Origin of the sequence: Pseudomonas sp. S36 (assembly GCF_016647875.1) — a bacterium.
GTDB lineage: Bacteria > Pseudomonadota > Gammaproteobacteria > Pseudomonadales > Pseudomonadaceae > Aquipseudomonas > Aquipseudomonas parafulva.
Genome location: NZ_JACVVG010000008.1, coordinates 131440 through 145931 on the forward strand (window position 1 = coordinate 131440; position 14492 = coordinate 145931).

A 14492-nucleotide genomic window follows, 5' to 3' on the forward strand; every position below is an offset into this window, starting at 1 on the left:
GCACGGTCGAACAGGGCTGGTAATGGTTGAGGTGCAACAGATGAAGTGGATGGTGGCAGCGCTGACCCTGGCGTTGGCAGGTTGTGCCAGCGTGTCGGACATTGAACAGTCGCACGAGACGATGGACGTTATCTCGGGCAAGACACCCCGCGAATTCGCCGATTGCGTAAAGGTCGGGCTTGCGGATTCCCGCGGGCCGCTGGTGGAAGAAAAACGGGGTGATGGCCTGCGGCTGATCGTGCCGCAAAAATTCTCGCCAGGCGATGGCCCGGCCGCGGTGCTGGATATTGGTGAGCGGGGCAGTGGCAATGGCAGCAGCGTGAAGCTGCACGAGCGCCTGAGCAACTTCCCGTTGCGCCCAGGTGATGTGCGCAAGGCAACCACCCAGTGCATTTCAGGAAGTTGATCTAGCGCAACGGGTCGCGCTCCTTTTGCTTATATGTTTTAGGTCTAAGCATATAACAATAGAAAAGGAGATTCGCGATGACACCCTTCAAACGCGCGGTGCTCGGCAGCCTGCTGGCGCTGAGTTGGCCGGCTGCCCAGGCGGCCGATGGCCAGAAGGTATTTACCCAGGGCGGTGCCGACCCCGCCGCACTGGCGTGCATCGCCTGCCATGGTGCAGACGGCGGGGGCATGGCGGCAGCCGGCTTCCCGCGCCTGGCGGGGTTGCCGGCCGCTTACCTGAGCAAGCAATTGCGCGACTGGCGCACCGGTAGCCGCCGTCAGGCGGTGATGGAGCCGGTGGCCAAGGCCTTGACCGAGGATGAAATCAAGGCAGTCAGCACCTACCTGGCCAGCCTTCCTCAAGCGCCAGCCGGCAACCTGCGGCGCCAGCAAATTGCCAATGACCCGACCGAACGGCTGGCCCTGTACGGCGACTGGAGCCGCCAGATCCCGGGGTGCGTGCAATGCCACGGGCCGGGTGGCGCAGGGCTCGGCGAGCACTTCCCGCCACTGACCGGCCAGCCTGCCAGTTACCTGGTGGCGCAACTGGACGCATGGCGCGACGGCAGCCGCAGCAATGACCCCAACCAACTGATGGTAGGCGTGGCCAAGGCCATGACCGCTGACGAGATCAAGGCCGTGGCCGAGTTCTTCGCCCGTTCTGCCAGCCAGGAGGTCAACCCATGAAGCTGCTGATACCCGCCACGCTCCTGCTTGCCGCCGCCACCAGCCAGGCCAGCCCCGTCACCATGGAAGACCAGACCCAGCTCAACGTGCCCGATGCCCAGCGCGCGCCGCAGTTCGTACCGCCCGTCGAGGGCGAGCTGCCCGACAATGCGTTCGGCAAGATGGTGCGCGACGGGCATGCCCTGTTCGTCGACACCCGACGCCTGATGCCCGATGCGGTGGGTAACGGCATGAACTGCAGCAACTGCCACCTGGACCAGGGGCGCATGCCCCATTCAGCGCCGCTGTGGGGTGCGTACCCGATGTACCCGGCCTATCGCAAGAAGAACAACAAGGTAAACACCTATGCCGAGCGTATACAGGGCTGCTTCCAGTTCAGCATGAACGGCAGGCCGCCCGCGGCCGACAGCCCGCAGATGACCGCTTTGGCGGTGTACTCGTACTGGCTGTCGACCCAGGCGCCCACGGGGGTGGAACTGGCCGGGCGCGGTTACCCGGAGGTGCCACAACCCACGGGTGGCTACGACTTCGCCCGTGGCCAACAGGTGTACCAGGCGCAATGCGCGATTTGCCACGGTGACCAGGGCGAGGGCCAAAAAGTGGCTGGCGAGTACGTGATGCCGCCGCTGTGGGGTAAGGACTCCTACAACTGGGGCGCCGGCATGCACCGCATCAACACCGCGGCGTCGTTCATCAAGTACAACATGCCACTGGGCAAGCCCGGCAGCCTCACCGACCAGCAGGCCTGGGACGTGGCGGCCTGGATCAACCGCCATGAACGGCCCCAGGACCCGCGCCTGGTGCAAGGCTCCGTCGAGAAGACCCGGGTGAAGTTCCATGCCAATGACGGGGTCAACCTGTACGGCCAGAAGGTGGACGGTGTACTGGTCGGGCAGGGCACTGGGGGGTGACGGATCGAGCAACTGGCCTTGCCGCCGTTCAGGGGCGGGGCCGGTTGTTTTATCGCCAGTGGGCGCAGCAGGGCACATGAAAGTTGGGGCCCGCTTTGAACTATCCCGCCCGCGTTCCCTCTATTTTCCCAATGTGTGGCCGCGGGTGGGGCATTGTAAGGTGACCGCCGCCTGATTAGACTGCGCCAATCCACAGGCCCTAGCCTTTTTAAGGACGTTTATGATCAAGAAATGCTTGTTCCCGGCAGCTGGCTACGGCACCCGCTTCCTGCCTGCTACCAAAGCCATGCCCAAGGAAATGCTGCCGGTGGTCAACAAGCCACTGATCCAGTATGGCGTCGAAGAAGCGTTGGATGCAGGGCTTAGCGAAATCTCCATCGTCACCGGCCGTGGCAAGCGCGCCCTGGAAGATCACTTCGACATCAGCTACGAGCTGGAAAACCAGATCAAGGGCACTGACAAGGAGAAGTACCTGGTAGGCATCCGTCGCCTGCTGAACGAGTGCTCGTTCTCCTACACCCGTCAGACCGAAATGAAAGGCCTGGGCCACGCCATCCTCACCGGCCGCCCGCTGATCGGTGACGAGCCGTTCGCCGTGGTACTGGCCGATGACCTGTGCGTGAACCCGGAAGGTGACGGCGTACTGACCCAGATGGTCAAGCTGTACAACCAGTTCCGCTGCTCGATCGTTGCCATCCAGGAAGTCGACCCGCAGGAAACCAACAAGTACGGTGTGATCGCCGGCGACATGATCCGTGACGATATCTTCCGCGTCACCAACATGGTCGAGAAGCCAAGCCCGGAGGACGCCCCGTCCAACCTGGCCATCATCGGCCGTTACATCCTGACCCCGGACATCTTCGACATCATTGCCAACACCGAACCTGGCAAAGGTGGCGAAATCCAGATCACTGACGCGCTACTGCACCAGGCACGCAACGGTTGTGTAATCGCCTACAAGTTCAAGGGCCAGCGTTTCGACTGCGGCGGCGCCGAAGGCTACATCGACGCCACCAACTTCTGCTTCGAAAACTACTACAAAACCGGCAAGGCCTACTAAGCGGCAAGCTGCAAGCTGCAAGCTGCAAGCTACAAGCCGAGCTGCTTTTTCTTGCAGCTTGCCGCTTGAAGCTTGCAGCTTTTTTTTGGGGGGTAAAACGTGGCTTACGATTTTGATCTGTTCGTGATTGGTGCGGGTTCGGGCGGGGTGCGTGCCGCGCGCTTTGCCGCAGGCTTCGGCGCCAAGGTGGCCGTGGCCGAGAGCCGTTACCTGGGCGGCACCTGCGTCAACGTGGGGTGTGTGCCCAAGAAGCTGCTGGTGTACGGCGCGCACGTGGCCGATGAGCTGGAACAGGCAGCCGGTTACGGCTGGTCGCTAGAAGAAGGGCACTTCGACTGGGGCACGCTGATTGCCAACAAGAACCGCGAAATCGAACGCCTCAACGGCATCTACCGCAACCTGCTGGTCAACAGCGGCGTCACCTTGCTGCAGGGCCATGCGCGCATTACCGGCGCCCATGAACTGGAAGTAGAGGGCCAGCGTTATACCGCCGAGCATATCCTCATCGCCACCGGTGGCTGGCCGCAAGTGCCGGATATCCCGGGCAAGGACCTGGCGATCACCTCCAACGAAGCCTTTTACCTCAAGGACCTGCCCCGCCGCGTGCTGGTGGTGGGCGGTGGCTACATCGCCGTTGAGTTCGCCGGTATTTTCCAGGGCCTTGGCGCCGCCACCACGCTGCTGTATCGCGGCGACCTGTTCCTGCGTGGCTTCGATGGTTCGGTACGTACCCACCTCAAGGAAGAACTGGAAAAGCGCGGCCTGGACCTGCAGTTCAACGCCGATATCCAGCGTATCGACAAGCTCGAAGACGGCAGCCTGAAAGCCACGCTCAAGGATGGCCGCGAGCTGGTGGCCGACTGCGTGTTCTATGCCACCGGCCGGCGCCCCATGCTGGACAACCTGGGCCTGGAAAACACCGGCGTCGAGCTGGGTGAGCGTGGCTATGTGCGCGTGGACGACCAGTACCAGACCACCGCACCGTCGATCCTGGCCATTGGTGATGTGATCGGGCGCGTACAGCTCACCCCTGTGGCCCTGGCCGAGGGCATGGCCGTGGCGCGGCGCCTGTTCAAACCCGAGCAGTACCGGCCGGTGGATTACCAGAACATCCCCACTGCGGTCTTCAGCCAGCCCCCCATCGGGACGGTCGGGTTGACCGAGGAGCAGGCGCTGGAAGCCGGGCACAAGGTCAACATCTACGAAAGCCGCTTCCGCGCCATGAAGCTGACCCTCACCGATATTCAGGAAAAGACCTTGATGAAGCTGGTAGTGGACGCCCAGACTGACAAGGTGCTGGGTTGCCACATGGTAGGCCCGGACGCGGGGGAGATCATCCAGGGCCTGGGCGTGGCGTTGAAAGCCGGCGCCACCAAGCAGCAGTTCGACGAAACCATCGGCGTGCACCCAACCGCTGCCGAAGAGTTCGTCACCCTGCGCACCATCACCCGCTAACCAAAGCCCCCCACAAAACCCGTAGGAGCGAGCAAAGCTCGCGATTGGGGCCGCCCAGCGGCCCCCACCCCCCGTAACTTCACCAATCGATCTAACCCCCACCCCCTTCATAGCCAAAACCAATCATCAACATCATGTTTGCCAATGAGCCTTTATCGGGACCAGCGGTTAGGATTCTCTCCGTCAACTGATTCCAACCCATGAAGGAGCTACTCATGCCTATCATCAACAGCCAGGTCAAACCGTTCAACGCTACTGCCTACCACAAGGGCGAATTCGTCCAGGTCAGCGAAGCCGACCTGAAAGGCAAGTGGTCCGTGGTGTTCTTCTACCCGGCCGACTTCACCTTCGTCTGCCCGACCGAACTGGGTGACCTTGCTGACAACTACGCCGAGTTCCAGAAGCTGGGCGTGGAGATCTACGGTGTGTCCACCGACACCCACTTCACCCACAAAGCGTGGCACGACACCTCGGACACCATCGGCAAGATCCAGTACCCGCTGATCGGTGACCCGACCCACGTCATCTCCCGCAACTTCGACGTGCTGATCGAAGAAGCTGGCCTGGCAGACCGCGGTACCTTCGTGATCAACCCAGAAGGCCAGATCAAGATCGTCGAACTGAACGACGGTGGTGTTGGCCGTGATGCCGCTGAGCTGCTGCGCAAGGTCAAGGCTGCACAATACGTAGCTGCCCACCCAGGCGAAGTGTGCCCAGCCAAGTGGAAAGAAGGCGAAGCCACCCTGGCACCGTCGCTGGACCTGGTTGGCAAGATCTAAGGCCATGTGGCAACCGCGGGCGGTGTGCAGCCGCCAGAGCTGAATGCAGCACCGCCCCGTCAAACGCCCGGGCGACCTCGCCTGGGCGTTTTTGTATCCGAGTTTTGTAAAAGGAATCGCCCGTATGTTGGACGCCACGCTTAAATCGCAACTGAAAACCTACCTGGAGCGGGTCACCCAGCCGATCGAGATTGTTGCCTCCCTCGACGACGGCGCGAAGTCCCGCGAATTGCATGACCTGCTGGTGGAAATCGCCAGCCTGTCCAACCTGATTACCTTGCGCGCCGACGGCGACGACGTGCGCCGGCCTTCGTTCTCGCTGAACCGCCCCAACGGCGAGATCAGCCTGCGCTTTGCCGGCATCCCCATGGGCCACGAATTCACCTCGCTGGTGCTGGCGTTGCTGCAAGTGGGTGGCCACCCGTCCAAGGCCAGTGCTGAGGTGATCGAACAGATCCAGGCGCTGGAAGGCGAGTTCACCTTCGAAACCTACTTCTCGCTGTCCTGCCAGAACTGCCCGGACGTGGTCCAGGCGCTGAACCTGATGGCCGTGCTCAACCCCAACGTGCGGCATGTGGCTATCGACGGCGCGTTGTTCCAGGCCGAAGTGGACGCACGCCAGATCATGGCGGTGCCCAGCGTTTACCTCAACGGTGAAGTGTTCGGCCAGGGCCGCATGGGCCTGGAGGAAATCCTCGGCAAGATCGACACCGGTGCAGGTGCACGCCAGGCCGAGAAGATCAACGCCAAGCAAGCGTTCGATGTACTGGTGGTGGGCGGTGGCCCGGCTGGCGCCTCGGCTGCTATCTACGCCGCACGCAAAGGTATCCGCACCGGTGTCGCTGCCGAGCGTTTCGGGGGCCAGGTGCTCGACACCCTGGCGATCGAAAACTTCGTTTCGGTGCAGGAAACCGAAGGCCCGAAACTGGCCACTGCGCTGGAAGAGCACGTCAAGCAATACGACGTCGACATCATGAACCTGCAACGGGGCGAAGCGCTGATCCCCGCTACCGACGGCGGGCTGCACGAAGTGCGGCTGGCAGGGGGCGCATCGCTGAAGGCCAGGACCGTGATCCTGGCCACCGGTGCCCGCTGGCGCGAAATGAACGTGCCGGGCGAGCAGCAATACCGCGCCCGTGGCGTGGCCTACTGCCCGCACTGCGATGGCCCGCTGTTCAAGGGCAAGCGGGTGGCGGTGATTGGCGGCGGTAACTCGGGGGTGGAGGCGGCCATCGACCTGGCCGGTATCGTGGCCCAGGTCACGCTGATCGAATTCGACAGCCAACTGCGTGCCGATGCCGTGCTGCAGCGCAAACTGCACAGCCTGCCCAACGTGAAGGTGATCACCAGCGCGCTGACCACCGAGGTGCTGGGCGATGGTGAGAAGGTAACCGGCCTGCGCTACAAGGACCGCGTCACCGAGGCGCAGCACGAACTGGCGCTGGAAGGCATCTTCGTGCAGATCGGCCTGCTGCCCAACACCGACTGGCTCAAGGGTACCGTCGAGCTGTCGCCGCGCGGCGAGATCATCGTCGATGCCAAGGGGCAGACCAGCATCCCTGGCGTGTTTGCCGCCGGTGACGTGACCACCGTGCCGTACAAGCAGATCGTGATCGCCGTGGGCGAGGGCGCCAAGGCCTCACTGGCTGCCTTTGACCACCTGATCCGCACCTCCGCGCCGGCTTGACCCAGGCCCGCCCCCGTAAGCGGGGGCGGGTTTGCCGGTTTGGGGCCTTAAAGCCTGAGGGTGTCTATGCTTAGCTGCAAACACCCTCAGGACACCGCACCATGACCCTGATCAGCCGCGAACCCTGGTGGCTCTTGCCGCCCAAGCCCGGGCAGCAAGAGCAGGACCTGCACTGGGGCTACCTGGAAATCTACGCCGACGGCCGCACCGTGTTCGTCGACCAGCGCCCCAGTGATCGCGAACTGGCCGAGCGCAAAAGCTGCCGTAACTTCCCCGAACCTGAACAGTGAATGGCCTAGCCTTCCAGCTCGGCCAGCCGTGCCTCCAGGGCTGCAATGCGCGCTTCCAGGGCGTCGATTCGCTCCTCCGAGGCACTGGCGCCGCTGCTGCGCGTGCCGCCTTCCTGCTGACGTGCTGCCAGAATTGCCTCGGTTTCTGCCGGGTCACCCAGCGCGTGTGTGTAGCGGTCCTCACGTTGGCCCGCCTGCCGCGGCAGGTGCAGGGCCAGGCCACGGGACACCAGGCGCTCGAGCTGGTGCTGCACCTGTTCGGTGTCGTCGAATTCATGCAGGCGGTTGCTGCGGCTCAGCAGTTCGCTCAGGGTTTGCGGCCCACGCAGGAACATCAGGCCCAACAGCACCCGTTGCGCGGGCACCAGCTCCAGCGCCTTGTCCACCCGCTGCTCCCAACGGTCCGCACGGCTGCCCATCTGCAGGCGCGCCATGTCCTGCCCCTCCAGGCTGCGCAGGGCCTGGCCGACCTGGCCCTGGGTCAGGTTCATCACCGGTTCACGGCTGGTCTTCTGGTTGCAGGCCAGCAGCAGCGCGTTGAGCGTGAGCGGGTAGCTTTCCGGGCTGGTGGCCTGTTTTTCGATCAGCGCGCCCAGCACACGGATCTCGATGCTGTTGAAGCGGCCTTCGCCTGCGCTTTCGTGGTCGGACATGGCCCTGCCTCATCTGTAGGAAAAGGCCACTAGCGTAGGTAAAGCGCGCATGGGCCGCAAGGCGGCCCGGTGTTTCAGGCGCTGCGCCGTGCTTCGCCCTGGCACGCGGCGGCGGTGAACAGCACGTCGGTTGAGGAGTTGAGCGCGGTTTCGGCCGAATCCTGCAGTACGCCGATGATGAAGCCAACGGCCACCACCTGCATGGCGATTTCACTGGGGATGCCGAACAGGCTGCAGGCAAGCGGGATCAGCAGCAGCGAGCCACCGGCCACGCCTGAAGCGCCACAGGCGCAGACGGCGGCCACCACGCTTAGCAGTATGGCCGTGGGCACGTCCAGGGCAATGCCCAGCGTATGCACGGCCGCCAGCGTGAGCACCGTGATGGTGATTGCGGCGCCGGCCATGTTGATGGTCGCCCCCAGCGGGATGGAAACCGAGTAGGTGTCTTCATGAAGGCCCAGCCGCTCGGCCAAGGCCAGGTTGACCGGGATGTTGGCTGCCGAACTACGGGTGAAGAACGCCGTGATACCGCTTTCACGCAGGCACAGCAGGGTGAGTGGGTAAGGGTTGCTGCGGGTTTTCCAGAACACGATCAGCGGGTTCATCACCAGGGCCACAAACAGCATGCAGCCGATCAGCACGGCCAGCAGGTGCAGGTAACCGAGCAGGGCGTCAAGGCCCGACTGGGCCAGGGTGGAAGTGACCAGCCCGAAAATGCCCAGTGGCGCGAAGCGGATGACCATGCGCACGATCAAGGTAACGCCGTTGGACAGGTCATCCACCACGGTGCGTGTGGTGTCGCTGGCATGGCGCAAGGCAATGCCCAGGCCGATGGCCCAGGTGAGCACGCCGATGAAGTTCGCGTTCACCAAGGCACTGACGGGGTTGTCGACGGCACTGAGCAGCAGGTTTTGCAGCACCTCGGTGATGCCGCCGGGGGCGCTCAGCGTGGCCTCGCTGGTGTTCAGCACCAGATGCGACGGGAACACCATGCTGGCCAGCACGGCAACCACGGCTGCGCCGAAGGTACTGAGCAAGTACAGCCACAAAATAGGGCGAATATGGGTTTGCTGGCCGTGCCGGTGGTTGGCGATAGACGCCATCACCAGCACGAACACCAGCACCGGTGCCACCGCCTTGAGCGCGGTGACGAATACCTTGCCCAGAAATGCCAGGTCGCGCGCGACGTTGGGCGCCAGCAGGGCCAGCGCGATGCCGGCCAGCAGGCCGATGACGATCTGCGTTACCAGGCTGGTGCGGTTGATAAGGCGAACAAACGGCGTCATGTGCAGCAAAGTCCTGATACGTCAAAAGGGCGGGACTGTACCACACCCACCCACTGGCAGCGCCGTGCTGGCTACCAGTTGAACAGCTCCCGCCGCGCCCCCTCGGTAATCGCCACGATGCCCGGGTGCTTGACCTTGCGCTCCACCGAAATGGCGTAGAAGGATTCGTTCACCGCCTCGGTCTGGCCGATCAGTTGCACGCCGTACTGGCGGCACACCTCGTCGGTGATCACACTGGGTGCCACGAAGATACCGCTGCCCGATTGGCCAAACGCCTGCATCAAGGCGCTATCGTCGAACTCGCCGACGATGCGCGGCTGGATTTGCTGTTCGCCCAGCCAGCGCAGCAGGCGGCTGCGCACCACGGTTTCCTGCCCAGGTATCAGCAGCGGCGCATCCTGCAGGCAGTCAGGGAAGGGGCCGGCATGGCGCTGGGCCAGCGCCGGCGTGGCGAAGAAGCTCAGGCCGCATTCGCCCAGCTTCTGGCTATAGCCTTTGATGTCCAGGTGGTTGGGCATGGGGCTGTCGCTGATGACCAGGTCCAGGCGCTGGATAGCCAGGTCCGCCAGCAGCCGTTCCAGTTTGTCTTCACGGCAGTTGATGCGCAGCACGCCGTCCAGCTCCATGGTCGGTGCCAGCAGGCGGTAGACAATGGGCTTGGGCACCACGTCGGCCACGCCTACCCGGAACAGAATCTGCTCCTGCGGCCCTGCGCGCAGCATCGCTTCCAGCTCGCTGCCCAGCTGGAACATCTGCTCTGCGTAGGCCAGGGCCTGGCGCCCGGTTTCAGTCAGCTCCAACTGCCGGCCCACGCGCTGAAACAACTCCAGGCCGTAAGCCTGCTCGAACAGGCTGATCTGGCCGCTGATGGTTTGCGGGGTGAGGTTCAACTGCTCGCTGGCGCGCACGATGCTGCCGGTCTTGGCAACCACCCAGAAGTAGTGCAGTTGGCGATAGTTGAGCATCAGTAACATCCCGATTCGTTAAAACCGAAGTATACCCTGCAAAAATACGAATTTTACTGATGTATTGGCTTGTCTAGAATTCCGAGCTATCAGGCGCCCTGTGCGCCATGGCGGTTATACACACGCGAGGCCCCTATGCTTTATCTGAAATCCATCGGTACACCGCTGGTCATGGCCCTGGCCCTGCTGAGCCTGGCCGGTTGCGACCAGGCAGAAAAGTCCGCTCAGCAGATGCTGGACCAGGCTGCCCAATCGGCCAAGCAGGCCATCGAAGACACCAACCAGGCCGCACAGCAGGCGCTGAGCGAGGCACTGGGCACCGAAGGCCGCAAGCCCGAGGCCCCGGAGCCAAAACCCGAAACCCAGGACATTTGACCCCTAACCCCGCAGCAGGATGTGAACAATGGAATATTTGCTGGAACTTGCCGCTAGCCCCACAGCCTGGGTGGCTCTCGCCACGCTGGTGGCCATGGAAGTGGTACTGGGTATCGACAACCTGATCTTCATCTCCATCCTTACCAACAAGCTGCCCGTGGCCTACCGCTCCAAGGCGCGACGCATTGGTATCAGCATGGCGCTGATAATGCGTTTGGCGCTGCTCAGCACTGTCGCCTGGATCGTGCAGCTCACCGACCCGGTGTTCGAGGTGTTCGGCAACGCGTTCTCGTGGAAGGATGTGATTCTGATTGCCGGTGGCCTGTTCCTGTTGTGGAAAGCCACCCGGGAGATTCATGAAAACGTCGACCCGCGCGGTGCCAAGCAGGAATCCAAGGTGGGTTCAACGGTGACCCTGGGCTTTGCGGCGGCGATCTTCCAGATCTTGCTGCTGGACATCGTGTTCTCGGTCGACAGCATCATCACTGCGGTGGGCATGACCGAACACCTGCCGATCATGATCATCGCCGTGATCACTGCGGTGATCGTGATGATGGTGGCGGCCGACCCGCTGGCCAACTTCATCAATGACAACCCCACGGTGGTGATGTTGGCCCTGGGCTTCCTGATCATGATCGGCATGACGCTGATCGCCGAAGGTTTCGGTGCCCATGTGCCGAAGGGCTATGTGTATGCCGCCATGGCGTTCTCGACGGTGATCGAGATGCTGAACATCTTCGCAAGGCGGGCGCGGATGAAACGCGAAGCGTCCGAAGGCTAACCCGCGCAGGCAGGGCGCCCCAAACGCCGGTGTTCCGGCGCTTGGGGCCTTGGTGTTAACCAGTCAGTGAGCGCCGGCAGGGCGCCGGGCGGGTACCACAGGCCGGGGCTTGGCGGCGGCCTTGGGTTGCACGTGAGGGTGGGCGTGGCGACGGGCGATGCGCAGTACACCCCACAGCATGGCAGCTGCCACGCTCAGCCACATGCACACCAACATGATGATTGCCAGGGTCATGCTCATATCTGTGCCTCCATCTCTACGGCGAGCGCTTTGAACGCCAGCGTTTGCCTTCCAGACACTTGTTTAGTCTAGCCCGGCCTGTGTGACGTTCCATCGAATAACGCCCGATGGCTGCGTGAGATTATTTTCATGTGCCTGTCGGGCTGTACCGCTGCCGCTGTCCGACCTATGATCGCCAGCAGAGCCGGGCGCTGTCTGCCCGACGTTGGTACAAGCGAGTGTCCATGCCGCACCTTTCTTCCAAGCCGCTCATTGCCGCTTCACGTGGGCTGTTGTTGGCCTGCGTGATGGCCGCCACCCTGGCAGGCTGTGCCAGCACCCCCTCTGAAAGCCTCAAGGCCCTGCCGCAGCGTGTGGAAATCAGCAGCGTGCCGTTCTACCGCGGTAACGCCAACCACAGCGGGGCAATGGCCCTGGCCGCCATGCTGTCGCAACAGGGTGCCCCGATCACCCCGGGGCTGCTGGATGCGCCGCTCAACCTGCCCGAGGGCGCCGACGCGCTGGGCACGGGCATACCGCGTGTGGCGCGGGATTACGGCATGGTGGTCTACCCCTTGGACAAACGGCTGGATGCCCTGCTAGCCCAGGTGGCTGCGGGCTACCCGGTGCTGGTGCGTTACCAGGACGGTTCGGCGTGGTGGAGCGAGCCGCGTTACGCAGTGCTGATCGGCTACGACCGCTACAAGCAGCGGGTGCTGCTGCGCTCAGGTATGCAGCGGCGCCAGCTGATGGCGTTCGATGACTTTGCCGCGGCGTGGGCGAAGGAAGGGAGCTGGGCCCTGCTGGTGCAGCCGCCCAAGCAGCTGCCTGCGCAGGTAGACCGCCAGCGCTGGTTGCAGGCAGCGGATGAGCTGGCCAAAGCAGGCCAGGAACTGGCGGCCAGGCAGGCCGTGGATACCTTGAAGTAGGTTGCGCTTGAGGGTCGAAGGGCTGCCAGGCAGCCCTTGAACGCAAAAGGCCGTTAGAAGCCCAGGCGGTCGCGCAGGCTGTAGTACCAGGCGCCCATGGCGCTGAACGGCACACGCAGCAGCTGGCCACCCGGGAACGGGTAGTGCGGCAGGCCGGCAAAGGCGTCAAAACGCTCAGCCTGGCCGCGCATGGCCTCGGCCAGCACCTTGCCTGCCAGGTGCGTGTAGGTTACGCCGTGGCCCGAGCAACCTTGCGAATAGTAGATGTTGTCGCCGATGCGGCCGACCTGTGGCAAGCGCGACAGGGTCAGCAGGAAGTTGCCGGTCCAGGCGTAGTCGATTTTCACGTTCTTCAGTTGCGGGAACGCCTTGAGCATTTTCGGGCGAATGATCGCTTCGATGTTGGCCGGGTCGCGGGCACCGTACACCACGCCACCGCCGAAAATCAGGCGCTTGTCGCCGGTGAGGCGGTAGTAGTCCAGCAGGTAGTTGCAGTCTTCGACGCAGTAATCCTGCGGCAACAGCGTGCGTGCCAGCTCGTGGCCCAGGGGCTCGGTGGTGATCACCTGGGTGCCGCAGGGCATGGACTTGCTGGCCAGCTCCGGCACCAGGTTGCCCAGGTAGGCGTTGCCGGCCACGATGATGAACTTGGCGCGCACCTTGCCCTGAGGCGTGTGCACCACCGGGTTGGCACCCCGCTCGATGCGAACGGCCGGGGTTTGCTCGTAGATCACCCCGCCCAGGGACTCAACGGCTGCCGCTTCGCCCAACGCCAGGTTCAGCGGGTGAATGTGGCCGCCGCTCATGTCCAGCATGCCGCCTACATAACTGTCGCAGGTAACCACTTCGCGAATGCGCTTCTGGTCCATCAGTTCCAGTTGGGTGTGACCGTAGCGTTCCCACAGGCGCTTTTGCGATTCCAGGTGGCCCATCTGCTTGCTGGTGAGGGCCGCGAAGACGCCGCCGTCCTTCAGGTCGCACTGGATGTTGTACTTGGCCACGCGCTCGCGGATGATGCGGCCGCCTTCAAAGGCCATCTGGCCCAGCAGCTGAGCTTCGCGGGCGCCCACGGTGCGTTCGATGACGTCGATGTCGCGGCTGTAGCTGTTGACGATCTGGCCGCCGTTGCGGCCCGATGCGCCGAAGCCCACCTTGGCGGCTTCGACGATGCTCACCTTGAAGCCGTTTTCCAGCAGGAACAGGGCGCTGGACAGGCCGGTGTAGCCGGCACCGATGATGCATACATCGGTTTCCACCTCACCCTGCAGCGCCGGACGTGGCGGCACCGGGTTGGCCGAGGCGGCGTAGTAGGACTGGGGGTAGGGGGTGTTAGCCATGCTGCGAAACCTCGTGTTTTATATTTTTAACGAATGTACCGATGCTATCAATAATAATAAACACCCGCTAGTCATCCGTTGAAAATCCCAAACCCCGTGGATTACCCGTCACAGGGAATAAAGGGTTTGCAATTCAGTAGGTTAGCGCGAAAAAAAATGTTGACAGGGGTTTTGGAATGCGTAGAATGCGCACCACACGACAGGCACATAGCTCAGTTGGTTAGAGCACCACCTTGACATGGTGGGGGTCGTTGGTTCGAGTCCAATTGTGCCTACCAAATCGAAGAAGGGGTGATCCGAAAGGGTCATCCCTTTTTTCATGACCGGCAGAAAGCCAGGCCGGGTCAGCGGCAGGGCGGCGTTGGGCACGCCAAAGGTTTTGATTTTTCTGCAAAAAAAGCTTTACAGCAGTGCCGCGCATCACTAAGATGCGCACCACACGACAGGCACATAGCTCAGTTGGTTAGAGCACCACCTTGACATGGTGGGGGTCGTTGGTTCGAGTCCAATTGTGCCTACCAAATCCGAAAGGGGCGATCAGCAATGATCGCCCTTTTTGCATGTGCGCCTGACGCAGCGTGTAACGTTTGGTCGCGCTTCGGCCCGGTGCCGGGCATGGTAGACTCCGCCC

At 62.8% G+C, this 14492-nt stretch carries 16 protein-coding genes and 2 tRNA genes; 13 read left to right on the forward strand and 5 right to left on the reverse strand.

From position 1 onward, the window contains the following. Nucleotides 1-40 precede the first annotated feature (40 nt). The 8 genes from IAE36_RS07020 to IAE36_RS07055 all read left to right on the forward strand — a co-directional run bounded on the left by IAE36_RS07020 (nt 41) and on the right by IAE36_RS07055 (nt 7316). The gene (locus tag IAE36_RS07020; RefSeq protein WP_201211478.1) at nt 41-406 is read left to right on the forward strand and encodes a hypothetical protein; all 366 of its coding nucleotides are present in this window, start codon (nt 41-43) and stop codon (nt 404-406) included. A 77-nt stretch (nt 407-483) separates the two neighbouring features. Beyond that, the gene (locus IAE36_RS07025; RefSeq protein ID WP_201211426.1) at nt 484-1134 is read left to right on the forward strand and encodes a c-type cytochrome; all 651 of its coding nucleotides are present in this window, start codon (nt 484-486) and stop codon (nt 1132-1134) included. Then, nucleotides 1131-2045: a c-type cytochrome gene (locus IAE36_RS07030; RefSeq protein ID WP_201211428.1), complete on the forward strand. Its 915-nt coding sequence runs from the start codon at nt 1131-1133 to the stop codon at nt 2043-2045. The genes IAE36_RS07025 and IAE36_RS07030 overlap by 4 nt, the downstream gene beginning before the upstream one ends. Before the next feature lie 220 nt (nt 2046-2265). Beyond that, nucleotides 2266-3105 (forward strand): UTP--glucose-1-phosphate uridylyltransferase GalU, encoded by an 840-nt coding sequence (gene galU / locus IAE36_RS07035; protein ID WP_028633388.1) that lies wholly within the window; start codon nt 2266-2268, stop codon nt 3103-3105. 99 nt (nt 3106-3204) lie between these two features. Continuing rightward, complete coding sequence (gorA, locus tag IAE36_RS07040; RefSeq protein ID WP_201211430.1) at nt 3205-4560, forward strand: glutathione-disulfide reductase; 1356 nt, start codon at nt 3205-3207, stop codon at nt 4558-4560. Nucleotides 4561-4775: 215 nt separating this feature from the next. Beyond that, complete coding sequence (gene ahpC / locus IAE36_RS07045; protein ID WP_004375926.1) at nt 4776-5339, forward strand: alkyl hydroperoxide reductase subunit C; 564 nt, start codon at nt 4776-4778, stop codon at nt 5337-5339. Between the two features lie 124 nt (nt 5340-5463). After that, nucleotides 5464-7026 carry an alkyl hydroperoxide reductase subunit F gene (gene ahpF, locus IAE36_RS07050; RefSeq protein ID WP_201211432.1) on the forward strand — a complete coding sequence of 521 codons (1563 nt, stop codon included), beginning with the start codon at nt 5464-5466 and terminating at the stop codon, nt 7024-7026. 101 nt (nt 7027-7127) lie between these two features. Further along, nucleotides 7128-7316, forward strand: coding sequence for a hypothetical protein (locus IAE36_RS07055; RefSeq protein ID WP_201211434.1), 189 nt, complete (start codon nt 7128-7130; stop codon nt 7314-7316). Between the two features lie 5 nt (nt 7317-7321). On the opposite strand, the gene IAE36_RS07060 is transcribed toward IAE36_RS07055, so the two are convergent. The 3 genes from IAE36_RS07060 to nhaR all read right to left on the reverse strand — a co-directional run bounded on the left by IAE36_RS07060 (nt 7322) and on the right by nhaR (nt 10220). Then, entirely contained in the window at nt 7322-7969 is a 648-nt protein-coding gene (locus IAE36_RS07060) for a YceH family protein (protein ID WP_201211436.1), read from the reverse strand. Nucleotides 7970-8043: 74 nt separating this feature from the next. Beyond that, a complete protein-coding gene (gene sstT / locus IAE36_RS07065; RefSeq protein ID WP_060483198.1) occupies nt 8044-9255 on the reverse strand; it encodes a serine/threonine transporter SstT in 1212 nt (403 codons plus the stop codon). A gap of 71 nt (nt 9256-9326) precedes the next feature. After that, nucleotides 9327-10220, reverse strand: a complete 894-nt coding sequence (gene nhaR, locus IAE36_RS07070) for a transcriptional activator NhaR (protein ID WP_201211438.1) — start codon at nt 10218-10220, stop codon at nt 9327-9329. 135 nt (nt 10221-10355) lie between these two features. Here nhaR and IAE36_RS07075 point away from each other — a divergent pair, with 135 nt between their 5' ends. Together IAE36_RS07075 and IAE36_RS07080 are read left to right on the forward strand one after the other, a co-directional pair. Beyond that, nucleotides 10356-10595, forward strand: a complete 240-nt coding sequence (locus IAE36_RS07075; protein ID WP_201162332.1) for a hypothetical protein — start codon at nt 10356-10358, stop codon at nt 10593-10595. Nucleotides 10596-10623: 28 nt separating this feature from the next. Beyond that, complete coding sequence (locus IAE36_RS07080; RefSeq protein ID WP_028633380.1) at nt 10624-11376, forward strand: TerC family protein; 753 nt, start codon at nt 10624-10626, stop codon at nt 11374-11376. Between the two features lie 63 nt (nt 11377-11439). Here the strand turns inward: IAE36_RS07080 and IAE36_RS07085 are convergent, their stop codons facing one another. Continuing rightward, nucleotides 11440-11616 carry a hypothetical protein gene (locus tag IAE36_RS07085; RefSeq protein ID WP_201211440.1) on the reverse strand — a complete coding sequence of 59 codons (177 nt, stop codon included), beginning with the start codon at nt 11614-11616 and terminating at the stop codon, nt 11440-11442. 224 nt (nt 11617-11840) lie between these two features. Between IAE36_RS07085 and IAE36_RS07090 the strand changes: the two genes are divergently transcribed. Next, complete coding sequence (locus tag IAE36_RS07090) at nt 11841-12524, forward strand: peptidase C39 family protein (RefSeq protein WP_201211442.1); 684 nt, start codon at nt 11841-11843, stop codon at nt 12522-12524. A 53-nt stretch (nt 12525-12577) separates the two neighbouring features. Here the strand turns inward: IAE36_RS07090 and IAE36_RS07095 are convergent, their stop codons facing one another. Further along, a complete protein-coding gene (locus IAE36_RS07095; RefSeq protein WP_201211444.1) occupies nt 12578-13861 on the reverse strand; it encodes an NAD(P)/FAD-dependent oxidoreductase in 1284 nt (427 codons plus the stop codon). A gap of 201 nt (nt 13862-14062) precedes the next feature. Between IAE36_RS07095 and IAE36_RS07100 the strand changes: the two genes are divergently transcribed. Then, nucleotides 14063-14139, forward strand: a tRNA-Val gene (locus IAE36_RS07100). Between the two features lie 166 nt (nt 14140-14305). Beyond that, a tRNA-Val gene (locus tag IAE36_RS07105) sits at nt 14306-14382 on the forward strand. Nucleotides 14383-14492 lie beyond the last annotated feature (110 nt).